This window comes from Brevibacillus sp. FSL K6-6036 (assembly GCF_037964015.1).
Classification (GTDB): Bacteria; Bacillota; Bacilli; order Brevibacillales; family Brevibacillaceae; genus Brevibacillus; species Brevibacillus borstelensis.
On sequence record NZ_CP150173.1, the window covers coordinates 639,777 to 662,301 of the forward strand.

Annotated in this window: 22 protein-coding genes; 15 read left to right on the forward strand and 7 right to left on the reverse strand. The window is 53.8% G+C overall.

Features of this window, described 5'->3' with window-relative positions:
* The first annotated feature begins 46 nt into the window (after positions 1-46).
* The 6 genes from NST37_RS03460 to NST37_RS03485 all read left to right on the forward strand — a co-directional run bounded on the left by NST37_RS03460 (position 47) and on the right by NST37_RS03485 (position 6,169).
* Positions 47-817 (forward strand): ABC transporter ATP-binding protein, encoded by a 771-nt coding sequence (locus NST37_RS03460; protein WP_003389475.1) that lies wholly within the window; start codon positions 47-49, stop codon positions 815-817.
* Positions 792-2,687, forward strand: coding sequence for an ABC transporter permease (locus NST37_RS03465; RefSeq protein ID WP_339186258.1), 1,896 nt, complete (start codon positions 792-794; stop codon positions 2,685-2,687). The genes NST37_RS03460 and NST37_RS03465 overlap by 26 nt, the downstream gene beginning before the upstream one ends.
* 230 nt (positions 2,688-2,917) lie before the next feature.
* Entirely contained in the window at positions 2,918-3,394 is a 477-nt protein-coding gene (locus tag NST37_RS03470; RefSeq protein WP_024984814.1) for an AsnC family transcriptional regulator, read from the forward strand.
* A gap of 33 nt (positions 3,395-3,427) precedes the next feature.
* Complete coding sequence (locus NST37_RS03475) at positions 3,428-4,009, forward strand: chromate transporter (RefSeq protein ID WP_339186261.1); 582 nt, start codon at positions 3,428-3,430, stop codon at positions 4,007-4,009.
* Complete coding sequence (locus NST37_RS03480; RefSeq protein ID WP_024984816.1) at positions 4,006-4,536, forward strand: chromate transporter; 531 nt, start codon at positions 4,006-4,008, stop codon at positions 4,534-4,536. Before NST37_RS03475 ends, NST37_RS03480 begins: the two co-directional genes overlap by 4 nt.
* A gap of 22 nt (positions 4,537-4,558) precedes the next feature.
* On the forward strand, positions 4,559-6,169 hold the full coding sequence (locus NST37_RS03485) for a gamma-glutamyltransferase family protein (RefSeq protein WP_039070061.1): 1,611 nt from the start codon (positions 4,559-4,561) through the stop codon (positions 6,167-6,169).
* Between the two features lie 171 nt (positions 6,170-6,340).
* Here NST37_RS03485 and NST37_RS03490 read toward each other — a convergent pair whose 3' ends face one another.
* Positions 6,341-6,925, reverse strand: coding sequence for a hypothetical protein (locus tag NST37_RS03490; RefSeq protein ID WP_039070060.1), 585 nt, complete (start codon positions 6,923-6,925; stop codon positions 6,341-6,343).
* 210 nt (positions 6,926-7,135) lie between these two features.
* On the opposite strand from NST37_RS03490, the gene NST37_RS03495 reads away from it, so the two are divergent.
* On the forward strand, positions 7,136-7,981 hold the full coding sequence (locus NST37_RS03495) for a DUF169 domain-containing protein (protein ID WP_039070059.1): 846 nt from the start codon (positions 7,136-7,138) through the stop codon (positions 7,979-7,981).
* A 241-nt stretch (positions 7,982-8,222) separates the two neighbouring features.
* On the opposite strand, the gene NST37_RS03500 is transcribed toward NST37_RS03495, so the two are convergent.
* Together NST37_RS03500 and NST37_RS03505 are read right to left on the reverse strand one after the other, a co-directional pair.
* The gene (locus tag NST37_RS03500) at positions 8,223-9,338 is read right to left on the reverse strand and encodes an aminopeptidase (RefSeq protein ID WP_172921209.1); all 1,116 of its coding nucleotides are present in this window, start codon (positions 9,336-9,338) and stop codon (positions 8,223-8,225) included.
* Positions 9,339-9,509: 171 nt separating this feature from the next.
* A complete protein-coding gene (locus tag NST37_RS03505) occupies positions 9,510-10,709 on the reverse strand; it encodes an iron-containing alcohol dehydrogenase (protein WP_003389466.1) in 1,200 nt (399 codons plus the stop codon).
* A 139-nt stretch (positions 10,710-10,848) separates the two neighbouring features.
* On the opposite strand from NST37_RS03505, the gene NST37_RS03510 reads away from it, so the two are divergent.
* Positions 10,849-11,625 (forward strand): hypothetical protein, encoded by a 777-nt coding sequence (locus NST37_RS03510; RefSeq protein WP_024984821.1) that lies wholly within the window; start codon positions 10,849-10,851, stop codon positions 11,623-11,625.
* Positions 11,626-11,745: 120 nt separating this feature from the next.
* Here NST37_RS03510 and NST37_RS03515 read toward each other — a convergent pair whose 3' ends face one another.
* Together NST37_RS03515 and NST37_RS03520 are read right to left on the reverse strand one after the other, a co-directional pair.
* Positions 11,746-12,630, reverse strand: coding sequence for an IS3 family transposase (locus NST37_RS03515; RefSeq protein WP_155808033.1), 885 nt, complete (start codon positions 12,628-12,630; stop codon positions 11,746-11,748).
* The gene (locus tag NST37_RS03520; RefSeq protein WP_024985204.1) at positions 12,570-12,896 is read right to left on the reverse strand and encodes a helix-turn-helix domain-containing protein; all 327 of its coding nucleotides are present in this window, start codon (positions 12,894-12,896) and stop codon (positions 12,570-12,572) included. The genes NST37_RS03515 and NST37_RS03520 overlap by 61 nt, the downstream gene beginning before the upstream one ends.
* Positions 12,897-12,992: 96 nt before the next feature.
* On the opposite strand from NST37_RS03520, the gene NST37_RS03525 reads away from it, so the two are divergent.
* Both NST37_RS03525 and NST37_RS03530 read left to right on the forward strand, forming a co-directional pair.
* The gene (locus tag NST37_RS03525) at positions 12,993-13,301 is read left to right on the forward strand and encodes a transposase (RefSeq protein ID WP_339185498.1); all 309 of its coding nucleotides are present in this window, start codon (positions 12,993-12,995) and stop codon (positions 13,299-13,301) included.
* The gene (locus tag NST37_RS03530; protein ID WP_339185500.1) at positions 13,298-14,179 is read left to right on the forward strand and encodes an IS3 family transposase; all 882 of its coding nucleotides are present in this window, start codon (positions 13,298-13,300) and stop codon (positions 14,177-14,179) included. The genes NST37_RS03525 and NST37_RS03530 overlap by 4 nt, the downstream gene beginning before the upstream one ends.
* 113 nt (positions 14,180-14,292) lie before the next feature.
* Here NST37_RS03530 and NST37_RS03535 read toward each other — a convergent pair whose 3' ends face one another.
* Both NST37_RS03535 and NST37_RS03540 read right to left on the reverse strand, forming a co-directional pair.
* On the reverse strand, positions 14,293-15,165 hold the full coding sequence (locus NST37_RS03535) for an MBL fold metallo-hydrolase (RefSeq protein WP_339186263.1): 873 nt from the start codon (positions 15,163-15,165) through the stop codon (positions 14,293-14,295).
* Between the two features lie 61 nt (positions 15,166-15,226).
* Positions 15,227-16,945 carry a methyl-accepting chemotaxis protein gene (locus NST37_RS03540; RefSeq protein ID WP_039070057.1) on the reverse strand — a complete coding sequence of 573 codons (1,719 nt, stop codon included), beginning with the start codon at positions 16,943-16,945 and terminating at the stop codon, positions 15,227-15,229.
* Between the two features lie 258 nt (positions 16,946-17,203).
* Here NST37_RS03540 and purC point away from each other — a divergent pair, with 258 nt between their 5' ends.
* Genes purC through purF form a run of 5 tightly spaced genes read left to right on the forward strand, consistent with a single transcriptional unit; the run spans position 17,204 to position 22,487 of the window.
* Entirely contained in the window at positions 17,204-17,923 is a 720-nt protein-coding gene (gene purC / locus NST37_RS03545; RefSeq protein ID WP_031932028.1) for a phosphoribosylaminoimidazolesuccinocarboxamide synthase, read from the forward strand.
* Positions 17,916-18,164 carry a phosphoribosylformylglycinamidine synthase subunit PurS gene (gene purS / locus NST37_RS03550; protein WP_003389459.1) on the forward strand — a complete coding sequence of 83 codons (249 nt, stop codon included), beginning with the start codon at positions 17,916-17,918 and terminating at the stop codon, positions 18,162-18,164. The genes purC and purS overlap by 8 nt, the downstream gene beginning before the upstream one ends.
* 3 nt (positions 18,165-18,167) lie before the next feature.
* Positions 18,168-18,860: a phosphoribosylformylglycinamidine synthase subunit PurQ gene (purQ, locus tag NST37_RS03555; protein WP_003389458.1), complete on the forward strand. Its 693-nt coding sequence runs from the start codon at positions 18,168-18,170 to the stop codon at positions 18,858-18,860.
* Positions 18,841-21,084, forward strand: a complete 2,244-nt coding sequence (purL, locus tag NST37_RS03560) for a phosphoribosylformylglycinamidine synthase subunit PurL (protein WP_003389457.1) — start codon at positions 18,841-18,843, stop codon at positions 21,082-21,084. Before purQ ends, purL begins: the two co-directional genes overlap by 20 nt.
* Positions 21,069-22,487 carry an amidophosphoribosyltransferase gene (gene purF, locus NST37_RS03565; RefSeq protein WP_024983536.1) on the forward strand — a complete coding sequence of 473 codons (1,419 nt, stop codon included), beginning with the start codon at positions 21,069-21,071 and terminating at the stop codon, positions 22,485-22,487. The genes purL and purF overlap by 16 nt, the downstream gene beginning before the upstream one ends.
* Positions 22,488-22,525 lie beyond the last annotated feature (38 nt).

Genomic DNA, 22,525 nt, shown 5'->3' on the forward strand with positions numbered 1-22,525 from the left:
GCTACCTATCTATAAGATCAGGCATGAAATGAAAGGAGAAGCGCACATGGATATGCTGCATGTAAAGCGCCTCAGCAAAATATACGGCGGCAGGGTCACGTATCGGGCGTTGACCGACATCGACTTTACAATTAAAAAAGGGGAGTTCGTCGGCATCATGGGTCCGTCCGGAAGCGGGAAAACCACGCTTCTGAACATGATTTCGACGATTGACTCCCCGACGTCGGGCGAGGTGCTGCTCAATGGCACCAATCCGCATGAATTGAAACGGAACCAGCTCGCCTTGTTCCGCAGAAGAGAGCTGGGATTTGTCTTTCAGGACTTCAATCTGCTCGATACGCTGACAGTTGGCGAAAACATCGTGCTGCCGCTGACCCTCGACGGCAAAAGCGTCGCTGAAATGGACGAAAAGCTTCAGACCGTCGCGGAAAAGCTCGGGATCGTGGACATTCTGGAAAAGCGGACGTACGAAATATCGGGAGGCCAGCGTCAGCGGACAGCCATCGCCCGGGCGATTATTCATACGCCCTCCCTCCTGCTGGCTGACGAGCCGACCGGCAACCTAGACTCCAAAGCATCCCGCAACGTGATGGAAACATTGGAGACGATCAACAAAAACGACGGCACGACGATGATGATGGTCACGCATGACCCGCTTGCGGCCAGCTATTGCCACCGCGTCATCTTTATCAAGGACGGCCAGCTACACAACGAGATGTATCGCGGAGAAAGCAGACAGGCATTCTTCCAGAAAATCATCGATGCGCTGTCGCTTCTGGGAGGGAATACGCATGACCTTTCGTCAATTCGCGTTTAACAACGTTTCCCGGAACAAGCGAACCTATGCCGCATTTTTTCTGAGCAGTGTGTTTTCGGTGATGATTTTTTTCATCTACGCGATGTTCATCTACCATCCTGGCGTTGAAAACGGCGAGATTCACCGCTTTGTCGCCCAAGGGATGGTGGCGGCGGAGTACATTATTTTTCTGTTTGCCTTCTTCTTTCTCTTCTATTGTGTCGGAGCGTTTTTGAAAAGAAGGGAAAAAGAGTTCGGCATTTTAATGATGCACGGCATGACGCAAGGCCAGAGGAACAGGCTGATCTTTATGGAAAACATGATGATCGGATCGCTGTCCATTGTGTTTGGAATCGGGCTCGGGATGGTTCTGGGTAAACTGTTTTTCCAATTTGCCGGGTTCCTGCTCGATGTGGAACCGCTGCCCTTTTATCTTCCGTTGGACGCCATGGTGCTGACCATTGTTTGCTTCTTGTGCCTGTTTGTGGCGATCTCCGTCTTTACGGTGCTGTTTTTGAAACGAAGCAACCTGCTGGAGCTTTTGCAAGGAAGCCAGCGTCCGAAGCAGGAACCAAAAGCATCGGTTTTCTTGTCTCTGCTCGCAGCTGCTCTCCTCGTGATGGCGTATGCGCTGGCGATCTGGGCCAAAGGCGCGTTTGTGATGGTCCTGATGTTTCCAGTCATCGCGCTGACGATCGCCGGGACCTATCTGCTGTTCACGCAGCTCAGCGTATTTTTGATCAGGCTGATGAAGCGCAACCGACATTTTTACTGGAGCAAGACCAACCTGGTCACCTTGTCTGACCTGGCTTATCGGATGAAAGACAACGCCCGCATGTTTTTCCTCGTCTGTATCGTCTCTACCGTGGCGTTTTGCGCGATCGGGACACTGGCTGCCCTGGCCTCCTCGATCACGGAGACAACCGTGAGGACGAATCCGTATGCGTTTGAATATCTGACCACCGCAGACGCGAAACAGCGGGAAGCGACAACGGCCAGGATTGAGAAAGCGCTGCAAGACGCCGGCTTTCCGTTTGAAAAATGGGAGGTAACAACAAAGTACCTGTCCGTTAACAAAGAAGAGCATCAAGGGGTATCGATTGTCGGGGTCACCGAGTACAATCGCGCGGCCCGTGCCGCGGACGCGGATGAGGTGCAGGTAGGCGACGGAGAAGCTGTCTACTATCAACGCTGGCCGGGCGAGGATGTAAGCGGTGCAGAAGACGGCTCGTTGACAGTCGCCGGTCAACAATTGAAGCCCAGAGGTATCGAAGGGTTTTCGGTAATAAGATCCTTGAGCGGCAATCAGTTGGTGATTGTGGCAGACAGCGTTTATGCCCAAGCAAAAGAGAGCAATTTTGAACACAACTATTTCTACCAAGTGGACAGATGGAAAGAGACGAAAGAACTGAGTGAAAAGCTGGAAGCAGAAATTTCCGAGGAGCATGACGGGGCGTATTCCTTCGGAGCCCGCGCTCCGATCTATCAAGAGTTGAAGCAAATGGCCAACACGAGCTTGTTCATCGGATTGTTTGTCGGCGTTCTGTTTTTCGTAGCGGCAGGAAGCTTCTTGTACTTCCGTTTGTACACTGATCTGGAGAGCGACCGCAGACAATACGGCGCGATAACAAAGATTGGCCTTTCCGAGAAGGAGCTTTCCCGCATCGTGACGACGCAGATCGGGCTGCTGTTCTTCGTTCCGATCATCGTGGCCATCGTACACAGTGCCGTCGCGTTTGTCTCGCTAAACAGCCTTCTGAAGCTGATGATGATCGCGTCCGTGGTAAAGCCGACGGCGATCGTGCTGGCGAGCTTTGTTCTCGTACAATTTGTCTATTTCTGGATTATTCGCAACCGCTACTTGTTCAACCTGAAGCGGTCCATGCAGTAACGTCCAAGAGCTACGATATGCAGGCGTCGCAGCGGAGAGAGGCTCCGCATGCGGCGCCTGCTTTCGTCTGTTCAGGCAGGCGGGCTTATCAGAATTTTAGGGAAAATATTGCGCTTGGGCAGGTTCCATATTATGCTAACTAAAAATCTGATTATCGTCCTTGTCCGGCGCATATCTTCGTGTGATAGGCGCTGATCAAGCGAAAACGAGTAGAAAAAGGCAGGGGGAGCATGTCAACGAGTTTGGAAGGTTCACGATATTTTGAGTTGGACGATTTGGATTACGGTATCGCCAAAGCTTTGCAGGGGAATGCGCGGCTGCCGTTTACCCAGATCGCCAAGGAACTGGGGGTGACAGAGAAGACAGTTCGGATGCGGGTACAGCAGATGCAGGAGGAAGAAGTGCTCAGTCTGATCGGCGTACTGAATCCGGCCAAGGCGGGACTGACGCTGTCATCGTTGATCCAGTTGGCAGTCGAGGCAGGCAGGCTCGATGAAGCGGCAGCCGAGCTGCAGGCTATTGACGAGGTCCGGCAGATCGTCCTGACCTCGGGAGAATATCAGATCATGATCCAGGTATTGCACAGGGATTACGAGGAGCTGTCCGGCTTTTTACTGGGCAGGCTGAACAAGATTTCCGGTATTGTCCGCATGAATGTCATTCATGAATTGAAATTATTGAAATCATCTCATACATATCTTCGTTGAAATGGAAGGCAGAAAACAGAAAGGGAGGACAGCATGATTTATTGGAAGTTGTTTCTTGCCTTTTTTCGAATCGGGATTTTTGGCTATGGAGGAGGACCGACGATGGTCCCCTTGTTTTATACCGAATGCGTGAAGAAATACAAATGGGTAAGCGAAGAGGATTTTACCGACAACCTGGCGATGGCAAACGCGCTTCCAGGCCCGATCGCAACCAAGCTGGCCGCATATATCGGCTACCGCGTAAAAGGCTGGATGGGCGCGCTGGTCGCCAACTGTGCGGTGGTGCTGCCCACTGTGCTGGCGATGATTGCGCTGCTGCAGGTGATCTATCAGTGGAAGGACGCCCCGGGCATATACGGCATGATTCAGGCGATCCAGCCAGTCATTGCTGTGATGACGGCCGTACTGACCTGGGAGTTTCTGCAAAAGGGCTGGCAGGGGAGCAAGAACAAGAGCGGAGCCGCTGCCGCTTTGCTTTTATCGGTAGTGGCTTTGCTGTTTCTTGATCTGCATCCAGGGATCGTGGTGGGCATCGCCCTGACCCTTTCCTTTGGCTACGCCACCTGGGCGGTCCGCAAGCAGCGGAGCGGAGGGGAAGGAGAGGGAGAAGCATGATCTACCTGCAACTGTTTTGGGCGTTCTTCATCTCCAACATCCTCGGGTACGGAGGCGGGCCGCCAAGCATCCCGCTGATTCAGAATGAAGTCGTCGACCACTACGGCTGGATGACGATGCAGGAGTTCGGCGAGGTGCTGGCCGTCGCCAATGCGCTTCCCAGCCCGATCGCGACCAAGCTGGCGGGCTATGTCGGCTACCAGGTGGCAGGCGTCCCCGGAGCGGCGGTCGCCCTTCTCGCTACCGTAGCTCCGACAGCTATCGCCATGATTGCGCTGCTCGGCGCTCTCAACCTGTTTCGCGATGCCCCCCAGGTAAAGGCGATGACGCAATCGGTTCGTCCGATCGTGACGGTGCTGCTGGGGATCATGACCTACGAGTTCCTGCTCGGAGCCGTCGAAGGGATCGGGTGGATGCAGACCGCTATCCTTTCGGTCGCCGCTTTTCTCCTCTTGGAAAAGTGGAAGCTGCATCCCGCCCTGGTTATTCTGCTCGCGATGGCGTACGGGTTTTTCTTTATCAACTGACCAGTTGAAAGGAGCACGTCTTATGACATTCTTTGACCCGATGGAATACCCGTATGCGTCCCGCCGGATGACAGCCTATGCCAGAAACGGGATGGTGGCAACCTCGCAGCCGCTGGCGGCCCAGGCGGGACTTGATATGCTGAAGCGAGGCGGAAATGCCATCGATGCCGCGATTGCCACCGCCGCCTGTCTGACTGTCGTAGAGCCCACCTCCAACGGGATTGGCGGCGACGCGTACGCGCTTGTCTGGACGAAAGGCACGCTTCACGGCTTAAACGCAAGCGGCCCGGCGCCAAACGGCATTTCCATCGAGGCCGTAAAAGCGGAGGGGCATGAGAAAATGCCGACGTACGGATGGCTTCCGGTAACAGTACCAGGTGCGCCGGCAGCATGGGTCGAGCTTTCCAGAAGATTCGGCAGGCTTCCGCTTGCAGTCGTGCTAAAGCCGGCAATCGACTATGCGGAACAAGGCTATCCGCTGTCGCCGACACTCGCTCATTTTTGGGAAGTGGCCTATCACAAATTCAAGCAGCTCTGTACGGGCCCGGAATTCGCCCATTGGTTTTCCACGTTTGCTCCCGCAGGAGGTCCTCCGAAAGCAGGGGAAATCTGGCGCTCGCCCGGACACGCAAAGACGCTTCGGAAGATTGCCGAGACCGAGGGAGAAAGCTTCTACAGCGGGGAATTGGCTGAGCGGATCGACGCCTTTTCCCGCGAATCTGGCGGGTATCTTCGTCTGGCCGACTTGGCTGCGTACCGGCCCGAGTGGGTCAAGCCGATCAGCGTCAACTACAGAGGCTACGATGTGTGGGAAATACCGCCGAACGGTCAGGGGCTGGTCGCGCTTTTGGCGCTGAATATGCTGAAGGGCTTCGATTTTGACGCCAGGGATTCGGCCGAAACCTGCCACAAGCAAATTGAGGCGATCAAGCTGGCTTTTGCCGATGGACTGCGCTACATCACGCAGGAGGACAGGATGAGCGTCAGGGTGGAGGACCTGTTGGCCGAGGAGTATGCAGTGTACCGCCGCAGCCTGATCGGGGAGCATGCCGGAATACCCGAACCCGGCAAACCGGTTGCCAGCGGTACGGTTTACCTGGCGACAGCGGATGGCGAGGGAAATATGGTTTCGTTTATCCAGAGCAACTACATGGGATTCGGATCAGGGATTGTCGTTCCGGGTACGGGAATTGCTCTGCAAAACCGGGGGAACAACTTCTCGCTTGATCCCGCGCACGACAATCGGCTGGAGCCGGGGAAAAAATCGTTCAATACGATCATTCCTGGCTTTTTGACCAAAGACGGGAAACCGGTTGGACCATTCGGGGTCATGGGCGGATACATGCAGCCGCAGGGTCACGTGCAGGTGGTGATGAGCACTGTCGACTTTCATTTGAATCCGCAGGCCGCCCTGGATGCTCCGCGATGGCGCTGGGTGGAAGGAAGAACGGTGGAGGTCGAGCAGCATTTTCCCGAACAGATCGCACAGGAGCTGAAGAAAAAGGGCCATGACATCAAGCGGGTGACGGGCTTCGGCGGATTTGGCCGCGGCCAGATCATCTGGCGGGATGAAAACGGCGTCTTGATCGGCGGGACCGACATGCGGACGGACAGCTGCATCGCGTCGTGGTAAACAAAGTAAAAGGGAGGGGGCGCGAGCAGTCGCGTCCTTTTTTCTGTACAGGATGCGTAGTGCAGAGGAGAGGTGATGAGACTTTGTGGTAAATGCGCTTATCGAGCCGTGGATTTCAAAAAAATAGGATCGCTATTGGAAAGTGAACGACTGACGGCCCTCCGGGAGCCGTCAGTCAAACGTAAAGGTTACGATCTGCCGCGATTCTGTATCAACCCCGACAGCCACGGTATACTGATCGTCTGTAAAATAAAAGTACTGCTTTCGGTCGCCCGTGCTGACGGGAGAACACTTCACCAATTTCACGGCTTGCGGGCTCAAAAGCGCCCGAGAGCGGACGTAATCAGCCGCGATCCGCTCCAGCTCTTCGGTCGACAGCGATGTTGTCTGTGTTGTCTGTTTGTTCATTCGATCTATGGAAAGGGAAAGGATTTGCTTCGTCTTTGGGTCTATAACCGCATGGAAGGCCGCGATTTCTCCGTCCTGCGGCTTTCGCTTGAGAACGGCATGGACGGGCACTCCTCGGTAGATAGGCTGGTGCGTATCGCTGTCAATCAAGGAGTCGGGATCTTCCAAAGTCACTTCCCGGTCCTCTATATCTACTTCGGCTTGAAAGAATTTCTTCACCGCCGCTTGGGCGATGGCGGCAGCCTCAGCCTTTCCAAGGCCCTGGACCTGCTCAGGGGAGGACTGGCGCCCGCAGCCGGTCAGCAGCAACAATACGATACTTATTACGACAATCCCCAACTTCTTCATTTCTTTCGTTTCCTCCACCAAGTGTCAAACTTTCTCTACTAACAAAGGTACTATACAAACAGCCGACAATAAATCGATTTACCTTTCCCTCACCTTACAATTCTGTAATGTGCATATGTTTTGGCATCATCCCGTAATTTGTGGGGAAGAAACAGGTTTTTTGACTAACATTGCAGAAATATTCAAAAAAAGCGACCGGGGGGAAAAGTTATGAGCATACAGCAATTGCGTGAAGCCATCCAATCGTTTATTCGTCCTGACACTTTTCCGGTGGGGATTAAAATTGTCAAAAGCCAGAGCGAGCTGCCTGCAAAAGCAAAGCGCCCGTCACAGGATCTGGGCTATCTCATCACCATCTGCCAGGCGGTCAGCTTTTCCCGTCGCTACGGCTGGACGATTGCCATGAACGGCGCGGATCTCTCCTGTCCGATCGCCCAGGTGGCATTCGGCTATGAGGAGCAGCTTCCGTTTTATTCCGAAGGTCATCTCGCCTGTGGCATGTACACGGATTCTCTGGAGGCTGGCGCCAAAAGCGAGCAGGATGTACCCAAGCTTTCGCGGGAAGAGAGCGGGTATTACGTCTCGTTTCCGCTGGAGCGTGCTCCTTTTGACCCGGACGTGGTCGTCATTTACGGAAACTCCGCCCAAGTCATGCGTCTGGTGGCGGGAATGCTGTACAAACGGGGCGGATCGATCCCGTCGACGTTTTCCAGCCGGGCCGACTGCGCCGATATAGCGATCAAGCCGCTGCAGACCGGAGAGCCGCAGGTGATCGTCCCTTGCTATGGCGACAGGCTGTTTGCGCAAACACAGGATCACGAGATGGCTTTCAGCTTTCATTTCCGCGACGCGGCGGAGCTGGTCGAGGGCTTGGAGGGTACGAACCGGGGCGGCATTCGCTACCCGATTCCCACCTACCTTCGCTACCAGGCAGAGTTTCCGCCGACCTATCAGAAGCTGGCAAGCATGTTTCCCGGTGCGGTGTCAGAGGCAAGCGCGGGGGAGGAGCAGGTAAGTCAAGGGAGCAAGCTGGTTCAGACGGAAGGGAAGGAATAAAGCAAAAGTGGCCTTAGCGGGCCTCAAGGGCCAAAAGAGTCAAAAGAGCCAATAAAGCTAAAAGAGCTAAAGAAGCTAAAAAAAGGCAAAGGACCCCCCGAAAAGGAAAAAGACCCCAAAAAAGAAAAAGGCCTCAAAAAAGCAAAAGGCCCGAAAAAAGCCAAAAGAAACGGAGAAGAAAGAGAATAAGAAAGACTGCTCGCCACCTCAAGCGAGCAGTCTTCTGCTGTGTAAAAAAGTTTTACACCAAATTCTCCGGATTCAGACCTTCCAGCTCCGGCAAGACAAACCGTCCGTCTTTGCGGATCAGTACATCGTCAAACCAGATTTCACCGCCGCCGTACTCTGGGCGCTGGATTTGCACCAAATCCCAGTGAATCGAGGAGCGGTTGCCGTTGTCTGCCACGGTGTAGGCATTGCCGGGGGTGAAGTGGAAGCTGCCGGCAATCTTCTCGTCGAACAGGATGTCGAGCATCGGGTGCAGAATGTGCGGGTTAAAGCCAATCGCGAATTCGCCGATATAGCGGGCACCGTCATCCGTATCCAGGATTTCGTTCAGGGCCTTCGTGTTGGAGCTGGTGGCCTCGACGATTTTTCCTTTGGAGAACGTAAACTGGACATCGGTAAACGAGATGCCGTGGTAGTTGGAGGCGGCATTGTAGAAGATGGTTCCTTCCACAGAATCGCGGATCGGTGCGGTATATACCTCGCCGTCCGGAATATTGCGCTTTCCGTCGCACTTGATCGCGGGGATGCCTTTGATCGAGAAGGACAGGTCCGTTTTCGGTCCGACGATCCGGACGCGGTCTGTGCGCTCCATCAGCGCTTTGAGCGGGTCCATCGCCTTGGACATTTTGGAGTAGTCCAGGTTGCACACATCAAAGTAGAAGTCCTCGAAGCCTTCGAGACTCATGTTGGACAGCTGGGCCATTGATTTGTTCGGGTAGCGGAGCACGACCCAGCGCTTGTTCGGTACACGCTCGTTCGTGTGAACTGGCTGATACCAGTGGCGGGAATACAGGCCCATCTTTTCTTCGGACACGTCTGCAAATTCGTTGATATTGTCGTAAGCGCGAACGGCGATGTAGGCATCGACGTCCTTCATGCGGGCGAGCTCATGCTTGGCGATCAGCTCCATGTGCTCTTTGCTTGTCCCTTGCTTCAAGGCACGCAAAATCTCCTGATCCTTCAGCGTTACCAAAGGGAGTGCGCCTACAGCGAACGCTTCCCGCACCAGTGCGCGCACCAGCGGCACCTGGATGCCGGTATTTTCAATGAGGACTTTTTCCCCTTTTTGCAGGTTGAGCGAGTAACGGATGAGGCGACTGGCTAGCTCGTTAATGCGCGGATCTGCCATTGTGTGTAACCTCCATAGTAAAAAAATTTTTATCCATCATATTATCGCATAGCCGAAACAGCCGTGCCAGTCGTTAGGACGAGCATATTTACGATTTACCGGGCCGCTAAAAAACCGCTCGTGAGGTATGCATAGCGAAGCGGCCCTGGTCCGAACGCCAGCGTCAGGCGTTTACAAGCATGCTTCGTAGATGGAGATTACATCCTGCTCGGACAGAGGGCGGGAGCTTGGGAGATAGCCGGCTCCTCTGCCGCCAATGACGATCGACTCGCGGGCGAGCTCCTCCAGAGCATGTTTGTCGACGCCGAAATCGGACAGACGCTGTGTGATGCCCATCGCCTCATACCAACGTTGTACGGCCTTGATCGCTGCCCGCGCTGCTGCCAGCTCATCCGTTTCGGATACGCCGAAGCATTCCCGTCCCATTCGCGCCAGCCGTTCCGGACGGTCTTGCAGAATGATCTGCTCAAAATAAGGCAGCGACAGGATCGCCAGCCCGCGTCCATGAGCCATGTCGTAATGGCCGCTCAGGGGATGCTCGATCTGGTGGAGCGGCATGCCTGCCCCGCGTCCGCCGATGGCAAAGGGGCTGATCCCAAGGGTGCTGGCCCATAGCAGCGTCGCACGGGCCTCTTCGTGATCCGGCTGGCGAATCGCTGTCAGCGAGTGCTCGACGACGAGACGGATGAGCGACTCGGTGATTCCATCCTGCACATGTGTGCCCGGGGCGCTGATCAAATACGATTCAAACATGTGCGAAAAAATATCGGCGCACGCTTCAGCCGTCACATGCGCGGGTACGGTGTACGTCAAGGCGGGGTCCAGGATCGCTACCCGCGGGTACAGGGCAGGCCCGTTGATCGACGATTTTTCATGTGTGTCCCAGTGCGTCAGTACGCTGATGTTGTTGGCTTCGGAGCCGGTCGCCGCGACTGTCGGGATCGCCATGAGCGGCAAGGCCTCCTGTACAGGGACCAGATCCTTTGCGGTTCCGCTCGGATTTCCGCGCATGTAATCGTAAATCGGGCGGCCGGATAAAGCGGCAGCCGCGATCGCCTTCGACGCGTCCATCACCGAACCTCCGCCGAGGGCAATGATAAAATCACAACCGTGCTCGCGGGCAAGGGAAGCTCCTTGATCGACGGTCGAAGTACGGGGATTCGGTTCGATTTTGTCAAAGAGCACATGGGAAACGTGCTGTTCGTTCAAGAAGGCCTGCACTCTGTCCAGCAAGCCCGTTCGCTTTGCGGAGCTTCCGCCGGTGACGAGCAGCGCCTTTTGCCCGAGACTCTTTGCTTCCTGTCCAACCTTTGCGATTTCCCCGGTTCCAAACAATATGCGAGTCGGAAACGACAATTCAAACGGCAACATGACAAATCCCATCCTTTCACGCATTCTTTCTATTAGATAGTGTATCACAAAAAGGGAGCGGGCTTGGAGAACGATGGCACTCAATCATTATGAGGGCGATTATGAGTCGGCTCTTTCTCACACGTGAAAGGCAGCAGAGTTGTCGCCGGACGATCCGGAGCTTCTGGAATATCTCCTGCTGTTTCACGAGCTGCCGGGACAATACATCAGTGGCGAGGAAGCCATAGAAATTCGGAAAAAATTCTGGAGCATGATTCTGGTAACGGTACAGCTTTGGATATCGTGGGACGCAATCGAAACAGATAGGTCGCCAGACTTATCGCAGGGGCTCATTTCAATTCGGAATAAATTAATAGAAGGGGAGATGAAAAAAATGAACAGCTTCAAAGGCTTCCTGCTAGTGGCTTTGATCCTGGCAGGAATCAGCGGATGCGGGGATGCCTCTGAGACGAAGGAAGAAAACAGTGCAGTCGTTGAGAATCCAGTCGGGAAAGAGGCAAAAAATATAATGATCGGAGAGGATACTTTTCCCTTGCATGATTTGAAAGGTGTACAAAATTTCAAAGACCAATTCACATTTGCGTTTGATCCAACGGTTCATCCAGAGATTGCATACTACAAAAGCGGCGAGACAGTTACCATTGATTTTGGCGGTACAGAATTCGATCATATAGCGATTTTGGACGTTCTCCTCGATTCAGAGGGGAAACAATTATATACGGATAAAGAGATCAAGGAGGTGCCCTATACCCATGAAGACAATCACTATCAATTCAAATTAGAGAAGCACTTCGCTTCTGCGCTGGATTCGAATCCTAAGAAGAGTAAAACAGTTTACAGAGGTTTTCGAATCAATGCCTATAAGGATGATCAAGAACACCCATTTGGATTTGTAATCAAAACAGATTCATACTAAACCATTGAAAAGCCCCGTTTCATCCTGATATTATCCCCTTTAAGTAGACAGGAAAAAGCAAGTCCCTTACTGTTTATGGTCAAGACCCCATTTAGTGGACAGTAAGAAAAAACCCGACCGTTAGACCGACAGCTGACGTCTGAATTCAACAGGCGTCAGCCTTTTTAATTTTCGTTGTGGTCGACTTTGGTTGTAGAATTGAATATATTCCTCAATTCGCCTTTGTGCCTCATCCACACTTCGGATATCATAAGGGTAGAGCCCTTCCGTTTTGAGATGCGAGAAGAAGCTCTCCATCGAGGCATTATCATAACAGTTGCCTCTCCGAGACATGCTGATTTGGGCGCCAACCTTCGGCAACATGTCGTGGTAAGCGTAGGACGTGTACTGGAATCCCTGATCGCTGTGAACGATCAGTCCAGTCACGTCTTTCGTCTTTTTAAAGGCTTTCTCAAAGGTCCGTAGGACCAACTGATTGTCGTTGCGAACTCCAATGTGGTAAGCCACAATCTCATTATTAAACAAATCCTTAATAGCAGACAGGTAGAGCCACGTATCCGCGACACGATACTGTGTGACATCGGTTACCCATTTTCGATTAGGTGCATCCGCTTTGAAATTCCGCTGCATCACATTCTCAGCGACTCGTCCACCTTCGGTTGAAGCATAGTGACCTCGATATTTGCGGCGTATTCGAGAACGGAGCTTCATTTCTTGCATCAGACGTAGTACCTTCTTATGGTTGACCCATACCCCGTGATCTCGTAAGAGAAACAGCTGGGTTTGTCGATACCCATATTTACCATCATACTTCTTATAAACTACTTTGATGAGGTCTTTCACGGGCTTGTCCCGGTCCGCTTGTTGCCGTTTCAAGTATGCATAGTATCCACTTCTTGAGACTCCAAACAGCTTGCAAAGTTCACTAGTCGTATACTCACCAGCTACTTGCTTGATCGCCTCATACTTATGGGCTGCACCTCCCGCATCCAGATTTTCAAACACTTTTTTAGCATCGAGTTCTCTCGTTTTAGCTTTTTAACATATCGATCTTGATCAACATATTCTTCACGTCTACCTCGTTGATCCATCAACCCAAATTCGCCTAACTGTTTATATTTTTTCATCCATACTTTAAGCCGGTGGCGGTCCGGAATCCCCAGATGCTCCATGATTCGACGGTATGTCCATCCTTCTTCGATATGCAGTCGTATGGCTTCCACCTTTAATTCGTGAGAATAACTTCTAAACGTTTGCCCCTTTTTCACCATAAAAAATGCACCCCTTAAATTTCATCGGATTTACCAGGGGTTTAATCCAATGTCCATTCTAAGGGGTGCACTTCATTACTTGGAGGGGATTTTTCTATGGGGAAAATACGTACGACTTATTCCAAAGAAATCAAAGAAAAAGCTGTTCGGCTCTATTTCGAAGAGGGAGTTGGAAGCACCACAATCGCAAGAGAGCTTGGTATACCGAGTCATAAAATCGTGATGAGATGGGTCAGACACTTTGAGAATGAAGGGCTGGAGGGGCTTGAAGAAAAACGAGGCAAGTCCAGAGGATTTCGGAAAGGAAGGCCGCGGAAACACCCCATGAGTTTGGAAGAGGAAAATGTTCGGTTACGAGCAGAAAATGAGTATCTAAAAAAGTGGCTCGGACTCGAAAGGCGGTGAAGAATCAAAGAGAACAAGCCAAAGCCTACGCCATTATAAAGGAACTGTCTGAAAGATATCCGATTCTTATGTTGTGCTCTCTCGCAGGTGTTTCGCGAAGTGGTTATTACAAGTGGGTAGCCCGACAACAGAGTCTGTCTAGCAAGTTGGTGGAGGATGAGGATTTGAAGACAAAGATTTTGGAGTGTCATCAAGAGGTAAACAAAATATACGGTTATCCGCGAGTGAAGGTGTGGCTTCGTCAAAAGTATGGGATTCACGTGAATCATAAGCGGGTGTATCGGCTCATGAGAGAACTAGGCATCCAGGCTTGTATTCGGAAGAAGCGAAAACATTTCGGCCACAAAGAGAAGGTCGTGATTTCCGAAAATAAACTGAACCGTGAATTTACTGCTTCACGTCCGAACGAAAAATGGGTAACCGATATTACTTACGTAATTTTCAGCGGACGTCGACTATATTTATCTGTTATTTACGATCTGTTCAACAACGAAGTTGTTGCCTACAAGTTGAGCAAAAGAAACGATCTGCGGCTGGTGATCGATACGGTCAAGGCTGCCATAAAAAAAGGAGATGTGAACGGAGTCCTGTTGCATAGCGACCAAGGATTCCAATACACATCCCGACAATATAACCAACTACTCCAACAATATAACATCACGGCGAGTATGTCCAGAAAAGGAAATTGTTTGGACAACGCTTGTATCGAGAGCTTTTTCAGCCATCTGAAATCAGAGTGTCTGTATTTACACAACTTCAAAACGGATGAAGAAGTACAGAACGCCATTCATAACTACATTCGTTTTTACAATCACAAACGTTTTCAGACCCGCTTAAACAACCTGAGCCCGGTACAATACCGAGCTCAAGCAGCTTAACTAACATTGAAATGAAAGGGCTTATTAAAGTCTGTCTACTTGACAGGGGTAAGACCATCCGAAAGGGGCTTTTTGAATCTGACGCGGGAAATTCCCCGCGTTTTTTCTGTTTGCTAAAAAAGCGCATGATCCCCCTGGCCCGCAGAGTCGGTCTGAACGGAGCGCTCAGGCACATACCGCCCGTAATCGGGAAGCGCTATGCTGTCAAAGTCGCGCACCAACCGCGCCAGTCCTTCTGCCAGCTCTTCACCCGAGACGGGCAGACCGTGACCCGTGATGGCTATCGACGGACGCAGCGCTTCCAGCTTTGCCACTGACTCCCGGGCGGCCTCCCAGTCAGTCGTAAAGTACCGGGGCGGGCCGGTAATCTCGGTCATTTGCGTCAGCACTTTATAGAGAGAATCCTGTCTCACTGTGACAAAAGCATCCCCGGCGATCAGCACCCGGTCCTGCTCCCGAAACAAAGAGACATGGCCGGGGGAGTGGCCGGGCGTATGAATCCAGCGCCACCCCGGCATAAACGGAACGGTTCCGTCTGCCGGCAAGGTCTGCAGCCGGCTGCCCAGATCGATGCCTCCGTTCGGGAACAGCGGCGACAGCTTCGCGACCAGACCTCCTTCTACGCCCGGATCCGGTTCGGGATAATCGGAGGTGCCATCTAGATAAGGCTTTTCCAGCTCGTGGGCATATACAGGGACATCCCACCGCTCGGCCAGATCGATCACCGCGCCGACGTGGTCAAAATGGCCGTGGGTCAGGACGATTGCCTTTGGTCGCGCTCCCGAGCCAAAGCGTTTTTCAGCCGCAGCCGCAATGTCGGGAGCCGACTTGGGCATCCCGGCATCGACGAGCACCCACTGCCCGGAGTGAGGTTCTCCGACAAAGCAGAGGTTTACGACCTGTATGCAAAGGGCAAACACGTCAGAGGCGATCTCCTGGCCGATGCCGCTTGCCGCCGAAGTAACCGGAATATAGGTATCCCGCAATGATATTCCCTCCCGATCTGTCCATTTTCCCTCTTACTGTTTGCAGTTGGAAGCGAAATTATCATGACGCAACCCGAAACTTGTCGCTCAGCTCATGCAGGCGGCCAGACAGGGCCAACAGTTCGCTTGCCAGTCTGCGCGACTTTTCGATCGAGGCCAGCTGCTCCCTGGACGTGTGCAGCATCTCTTCCGTACTTGTCCTGGTCTCCTGGGAGACAGCGACGAACGTTTCGAGTGTAGCATCGACTTCATCCAAATCATCTGAGATACCGGACAAGCCTTTGCTTGCAGCCTCCAGCTGTACGGCGGTCCGGTCGATCGTCTGCCTGAGCAGAAGAAAGGCTTTCTCCGCTTCGTGCAGCTTTTCCATGCTTTGCTGCAATTGTCCGGCAGCCTCTGTCGTTTCCGCAGAAACGGAGTGCGCTTCACCCCGGATGCTTTGCATCATGTGGGAGATTTCGACCGCTGCTGTTTCCGACTCCCCGGCCAGCTTGGCTACTTCGTCCGCGACGACGGCGAAGCCCCGGCCGTATTGACCTGCCCTTGCCGCTTCGATCGTGGCGTTCAGCGCCAGCAGCTTTGTCTGCTTGGAAATGTTTTGGATCAGCCCGACGACGGCTCCAATCGATTCAGACTGCTCCCGAAGGGCGGACATCCGGTTGTAAAGCTGCTCGTATCTCCCGGAAAAGCGGCGGATCATGGAGGTTAGATCGTCGATCCTTTCCTGGCCGTTGAGCGCCACTTGCTCCATCTCTTTTCCTGATGCAAGGACAGAGGCGATCTCCTTAAACAGTTCATCCATGTCCGTCTTCATCCGTTGAAAAGAGGCGGTGGCAGATTCTGTGGAGCTGGCCGTTTCCTCGACGCCCTTGTTCACCGTATCGAGGCGCAGGGCCAACAGCGAAGAGCGCTCTCCGGCCTCCTCGGCAGCGAGCCGAATTTCATGACCGTCTCTGTTTAATTCGACAATCATCCGCTTGATCTCGGTCACGATATCCGCCATCTGTTCGACCATGTGATTGAAGCTGTCTGCGATGGAGCGGATTTCCGGCCCTTCATGGCTGAGGTCGGTCCGTTGGGTCAGATCTCCGGAGCTAACCCGGCGCATGTTGGCAATCAGAGTCTGAAAGGGTGCCGTGATGCCGCGAACAATGAACCAGCAAAGAATCAAGGAAAGGATCAGGCAAACTGCGATGGTAAACAAGATAAATTTCCCTGTTTGGTCCAGGGGAGCGAGGTACTGCTTTTGCGGAACGGCAATGATGTAGATGAAATTTTCTTCGGGCGAGTGACTGAAAGCCAGTGTATGTACGGCCCCGCCTGCATTTATATGGGTAACGCCAAAGCGCTGGGCCTGTATTTGCGCGGCGAGCTCCCCGGGAAAGTCAATCGCCCGTTTCGTAATGTTTTCAATCGGTTCGAAACGGCCGTCACGGACCACAAACTGCTGGATGTCCAATCCTTTTTGGGCCAGACCGGCCTGCTGCTGTCGCAGCTCGTACTGCAGCCGTTTTTTGTATGTTTTGTCGTCGGAGGCAAACGTGAACTTCATCAGCGCGATTTTTTCCGTAATCTTTTCGGTTTCAGAGTCCAGTCTTGCTTCCATCTGGGAGATAATCATCTGTTTGGCTTGGGAATAAAACGCGCCGCCGATGATGATGGAGGAAAAAAGCAGCAGGCACAGCAGCGGAACGGTGATCTTTGTCTGTAGCCGTATGTTCCTGTGCAGGCGGGCGAATGGAGCTGCGAGAGGCGTAAAAACGGATTGTCTCTTGATCATGTTTGTCCCCCTGAAAAATTGCGTAGTCAGATAGTCCCATTTCCATTGTAGTGAAGGAATGTAAAGCTGGTGTGGATGTAATGTAAACGAATATTAAGAGAGAAAATGATGTTTTTATACAATAATTCCCGAACGTTTGTCGAAGGTATATTTGTTAATTCCCGTTGATAATGGCGTATAATTATGTTTAAATGAAATTGAATCGTTCGTGAATTGGTTTGATCAAACCCATATCATCGGGGGAAGGTGGCTCCGGAAGTGGAAAAACGAGAACAACTTTACGAAGGCAAGGCAAAGCGTATCTATCGTACGTCTTTGGACAATCAGTATTGGGTGGAGTACAAGGATGACGCCACTGCTTTTAACGGAGAAAAGAAAGCGACCATCACCGGCAAGGGAGAACTGAACAACCGGATTACCGCAATCTTTTTCACGATGTTGAAACAGCGCGGCATCGACAATCACTTCATACGCCTGTTGTCGCCCACGGAGCAGCTGGTACGGCAGGTGGAGATCATTCCGCTGGAAGTTGTCGTGCGCAACATCGCCGCCGGTTCTCTGGCCAAGCGCCTGGGCATGAAGGAAGGCACTGTGCTTCCTCAGCCGGTCGTCGAGTTTTACTACAAGGACGACGCGCTCGGAGATCCGCTCGTCAATCCTTCTCACATCAAGGTGATGGGTATCGCCAGCGAAGAAGATTTGGCTGCACTGGAGCGTTTGGGATTGATGGTCAACGACGTATTGCAGCCGTATTTGCGGGAGAGGGGCATCCTTCTCGTCGATTTTAAATTGGAGTTTGGTCGTACACCGGAAGGAGAGATTCTCCTCGCCGATGAAATATCGCCGGACACGTGCCGGTTCTGGGATGCCGAGACGGGAGAAAAGCTGGACAAGGACCGTTTTCGCCGCGATCTCGGCAAAGTAGAGGAAGCGTATCAGGAAATGCTCAAACGATTGGGAGGAGAGGCACATGTATAAAGCTGTCGTCTACGTTACATTGCGTCAAAGCGTATTGGACCCGCAAGGCCATGCAGTAAAAGGAGCGCTGCATTCGCTTGGATTCGACGAGGTAAAGGACGTTCGCATCGGAAGGTATCTCGAAGTGGAGCTGGATACTTCCGACCTGAGCAAAGCGGAGGAACGGGTTTCCGAAATGTGCGAGAAGCTGCTTGCCAACACTGTCATCGAAGACTATCGCTTCGAGATTGTGGAGGGCTGAGCGATGCGTGTAGCCGTTATCGTATTTCCCGGTTCCAATGCTGACGTGGATTTGTACAATGCAGTGGAAGACGTGATGGGAGTGCCGGTCGACTACGTATGGCACGCAGAAAACGACTTGTCCCGCTACGATGTCATTTTGCTGCCGGGCGGCTTTTCCTACGGCGATTATCTGCGCTGCGGCGCCGTCGCCCGTTTTTCCCCGGTGATGGAGCAGGTCATCAAGGCGGCCGAGCAAGGCAAGCTGGTCATGGGCATCTGCAACGGCTTCCAGATTCTCACCGAAGCAGGGCTTCTGCCGGGAGCGCTGCTGAGAAACCGTTCGCTCAAATTCCGCTGCAAGCTGTCCGCGCTCCGCGTCGAGAACAATGACACCGCCTTTACCCGCGATTACGCGGCGGGTGAAGTCATCCAGATCCCGATCGCACACGGCGAGGGCAACTACTACTGTGACGAAGAAACACTGGAAAAACTGAAAGCCAACAATCAGATCGTGTTCCGCTATCACGGGGAAAACCCGAATGGCTCACTGGAGGATATCGCTGGCATCTGCAACGAAAAAGGCAACGTGCTGGGCATGATGCCCCATCCGGAGCGCGCTGTTCACGAATGGATGAGTTCTGCCGACGGACGGCGCATGTTTACCTCGATTCTACAGACATGGAGGGAACGAAACAGTGTCCAAGCTCACTCATAAAGAACCGACTGCCGAGCAAATTGCCGAAGAAAAGCTTTATCGCGAAATCGGTCTCACAGACGAAGAATACAAGAGCGTCGTCAACATTCTGGGACGCCAGCCCAACTGGACGGAAACAGGGCTCTACAGCGTGATGTGGTCGGAGCACTGCTCGTATAAAAACTCCCGCCCTGTCCTGCGCCGCTTCCCGACGACCGGCCCGCGCGTCCTGCAAGGACCGGGTGAAGGCGCCGGCATCGTCGACATCGGCGACAATCAGGCTGTCGTTTTCAAGATCGAAAGCCACAACCACCCTTCTGCCATCGAACCGTACCAGGGAGCGGCAACAGGAGTAGGCGGCATCATCCGCGATGTGTTCTCGATGGGAGCGCGTCCGGTCGCTTTGCTCAATTCGCTGCGCTTCGGGGAACTGACAACCCCGCGCGTCAAATACTTGTTTGAAAACGTAGTCGCCGGGATTGCCGGCTACGGCAACTGCATCGGGATTCCGACTGTAGGCGGCGAAGTCAACTTCGACCCTACGTATGAAGGAAACCCGCTCGTCAACGCAATGTGCGTCGGTCTGATCGACCACGACAAGATTCAAAAAGGGGTGGCCAGCGGCATCGGCAACCCGGTCATTTACGTGGGAGCGAGCACCGGCCGTGACGGCATTCACGGGGCTACCTTCGCTTCCGAGGAATTGAATGAAGAATCGGAGAAAAAGCGCCCCGCTGTGCAGGTAGGCGATCCGTTCATGGAAAAGCTGCTGCTCGAGGCATGCCTGGAGCTGATCGACACCGGAATCGTCGTCGGCATCCAGGATATGGGGGCGGCCGGCCTGACCTGCTCCAGCGCGGAGATGGCTTCCAAGGCGGGCAATGGAATCGAGATGAACCTCGATCTGGTGCCGCAGCGGGAGGCGGGCATGTCCGCGTATGAAATGATGCTGTCCGAATCCCAGGAGCGCATGCTCGTCGTCGTGGAAAAGGGCAAAGAAGCAGAGGCAATCGCTCTCTTTGACAAATGGGGATTGGCTTCTGCCGTCGTAGGAAAAGTGACGGATGACGGCCTGCTCAGACTGCTCCATCACGGCGAGGTGGTCGCAGAGGTGCCGGTGAAAACGCTGGCGGATGACGCTCCTGTGTACCATCGCCCTTCCAGGGTTCCCGCCTATTACGAGGCGAATGCCAAGGTGGACCCGGTGGCGGCGATCAGCGAGCCGAAGGATTTGAATGAAACGCTCAAGGCTTTGCTGGCCCAGCCGACGGTCGCGAGCAAAGCATGGGTTTATGAACAATACGATCACATCGTCCGGGCAGGCACAGCCGTCAAGCCAGGCTCCGACGCCGCTGTCGTGATGGTTCGCGGTACCCGCAAGGCGCTGGCGATGAGCACGGATTGCAACGGACGCTACGTGTATCTGGACCCGCAGGTGGGCGGTGCCATCGCCGTGGCGGAAGCGGCGCGCAACGTCGTTTGCTCTGGTGCCGAGCCGCTCGCGGTCACAGACTGCCTGAACTTCGGCAGCCCGGAAAAGCCGGAAGTGTTCTGGCAATTTGAAAAAGCCGTTGACGGCATGAGCGAAGCGTGCCTGGCGCTGAATTCGCCTGTCATCGGAGGAAACGTCTCCTTCTACAACGAGCGGAGCGGCGATGCCATCTACCCAACCCCGACGATCGGGATGGTGGGCCTGATCACGGATGTGGATCATATCACCACGCAGCATTTCAAGGCTGAGGGAGATGTCGTCATCCTGCTCGGCGAAACCTTTGCCGAGCTGGGCGGAAGCGAGTATCAAAAATATGCGACTGGCGCGATTTCCGGCCGTCCGCCTCAGTTGGACTTGAAAAAAGAGGCGGCTGTGCAGAAGCTGGTGCTGGACGCCATCCGCAACGGGCTGGTCAAATCGGCACACGACTTGTCGGAAGGCGGCCTCGGCGTGGCTCTTGCGGAAGCGTGCTTTGGCGAAAACATCGGCGCGACAGTTTCCCTGTCCTCTGATCTGAGAGCGGATGTGCTGTTGTTCAGCGAATCGCAGTCCCGCATCCTGATCAGTGTCGCCACGGAAAAGGCCGATGAGGTGCTGGCTCTGGCCGGCGAAATGGGCGTGCCTGCGCAGGCAATCGGACAGACTGGCGGAGAGCAACTGGTGGTGAACATCAACGGGGTCGAAGCTGTACACGCACCGCTGACAGCTTTGAAGGCCGCATGGAAGGATGCGATTCCATGTTTGATCGGGTAATCTGGGACAAACTGAACGAAGAATGCGGCGTTTTTGGCATCTACAACCACAAGGAAGCGTCCCCGCTGACGTATCTGGGGCTGCACGCCCTGCAGCATCGCGGTCAGGAGAGCGCAGGCATCTGCGCCTCCGACGGCGAGCGCTGGTACAAACACCGGGGGATGGGGCTGGTGGCGGAAGCGTTTGCCGGTGTGGATCTGCAAACCTTTCGCGGCAACATTGCCATCGGTCATACACGCTACACCACTGCGGGTTCGAGCAAGATCGAGAACGCGCAGCCGCTCTTTTTCCGCTACGCTCACGGCAGCATGGCTGTGGCTCACAACGGCAACCTGGTCAACGCTTCGGTTCTCAGAAAGGAGCTGGAGGCAAAAGGCTCGATCTTTCAGACGACCAGCGACACTGAGGTGATCGCGCACTTGATCGCCCGTTCCAAAAGCAGCGATTTGACCGAGGCTGTCCGCGAGGCGCTGCAGCATATCAAGGGAGCCTACGCACTTCTCGTCATGAATGAAAAACAGCTAATCATCGCGCTCGATCCCAACGGCCTGCGTCCGCTTTCGCTGGGGCGTCTCGGCGATGCGATTTGCGTGGCGTCGGAGACGTGCGCGTTTGACATCATCGGCGCAGAGTACTGGCGGGACGTTCAGCCGGGCGAATTGATCGTGGTCGACGAGGACGGCGTCCGCGAGTCCACATTTGCCGAAAACACCAAACGCTCGATCTGCACATTTGAATATATTTACTTTGCCCGTCCGGACAGCGACATCGACAGCATCAACGTCCACATGGCCCGCAAGCGTCTGGGGAAACAGCTCGCTCTCGAAGCGCCTGTGGAAGCCGACGTCGTGACCGGCGTTCCCGATTCGAGCATTTCTGCCGCAATCGGTTTCGCGGAGGCGACGGGAATTCCTTACGAGCTGGGCTTGATCAAAAACCGCTATGTGGGACGCACCTTTATCCAGCCGACCCAGGAGCTGCGCGAGCGCGGCGTGTACATGAAGCTGTCAGCCGTTCGCAAGGTGGTCGAAGGCAAGCGGGTGGTCATGATTGACGATTCGATTGTCCGCGGGACGACGAGCAGCAGGATCGTGCAAATGCTCCGAGACGCGGGGGCAAAGGAAGTCCACGTCCGCATCAGTTCGCCGCCGGTCATGAACTCCTGCTTTTACGGCATCGACACCTCGACGCGCGACGAGCTGATCGCTTCGTCCAAATCGGTGGAAGAAATCCGCCAATTCATTGGCGCCGATTCGCTCAGCTTTTTGACAATCGAAGGCATGATCGACGCGATCGGCCGCGAGGATGGCTCTCCCAACCGCGGTCACTGTCTGGCATGTTTCAACGGAGACTACCCGACAGAAGTGGAATACGAAGCGGCGCTGCCTGCAGATAAGTGCTGACAGGCAAGCTGCGTGTTTTTGCAAAGCCAACAACCAAC

Coding starts and splice junctions, on each gene's coding strand:
- NST37_RS03460 (WP_003389475.1), top strand. CDS start 47: ATGGATATGCTGCATGTAAAGCGCCTCAGCAAAATATACGGCGGCAGG.
- NST37_RS03465 (WP_339186258.1), top strand. CDS start 792: ATGACCTTTCGTCAATTCGCGTTTAACAACGTTTCCCGGAACAAGCGA.
- NST37_RS03470 (WP_024984814.1), top strand. CDS start 2,918: ATGTCAACGAGTTTGGAAGGTTCACGATATTTTGAGTTGGACGATTTG.
- NST37_RS03475 (WP_339186261.1), top strand. CDS start 3,428: ATGATTTATTGGAAGTTGTTTCTTGCCTTTTTTCGAATCGGGATTTTT.
- NST37_RS03480 (WP_024984816.1), top strand. CDS start 4,006: ATGATCTACCTGCAACTGTTTTGGGCGTTCTTCATCTCCAACATCCTC.
- NST37_RS03485 (WP_039070061.1), top strand. CDS start 4,559: ATGACATTCTTTGACCCGATGGAATACCCGTATGCGTCCCGCCGGATG.
- NST37_RS03490 (WP_039070060.1), bottom strand. CDS start 6,925: ATGAAGAAGTTGGGGATTGTCGTAATAAGTATCGTATTGTTGCTGCTG.
- NST37_RS03495 (WP_039070059.1), top strand. CDS start 7,136: ATGAGCATACAGCAATTGCGTGAAGCCATCCAATCGTTTATTCGTCCT.
- NST37_RS03500 (WP_172921209.1), bottom strand. CDS start 9,338: ATGGCAGATCCGCGCATTAACGAGCTAGCCAGTCGCCTCATCCGTTAC.
- NST37_RS03505 (WP_003389466.1), bottom strand. CDS start 10,709: ATGTTGCCGTTTGAATTGTCGTTTCCGACTCGCATATTGTTTGGAACC.
- NST37_RS03520 (WP_024985204.1), bottom strand. CDS start 12,896: ATGGTGAAAAAGGGGCAAACGTTTAGAAGTTATTCTCACGAATTAAAG.
- NST37_RS03525 (WP_339185498.1), top strand. CDS start 12,993: ATGGGGAAAATACGTACGACTTATTCCAAAGAAATCAAAGAAAAAGCT.
- NST37_RS03540 (WP_039070057.1), bottom strand. CDS start 16,945: ATGATCAAGAGACAATCCGTTTTTACGCCTCTCGCAGCTCCATTCGCC.
- purS (WP_003389459.1), top strand. CDS start 17,916: ATGTATAAAGCTGTCGTCTACGTTACATTGCGTCAAAGCGTATTGGAC.
- purQ (WP_003389458.1), top strand. CDS start 18,168: ATGCGTGTAGCCGTTATCGTATTTCCCGGTTCCAATGCTGACGTGGAT.
- purF (WP_024983536.1), top strand. CDS start 21,069: ATGTTTGATCGGGTAATCTGGGACAAACTGAACGAAGAATGCGGCGTT.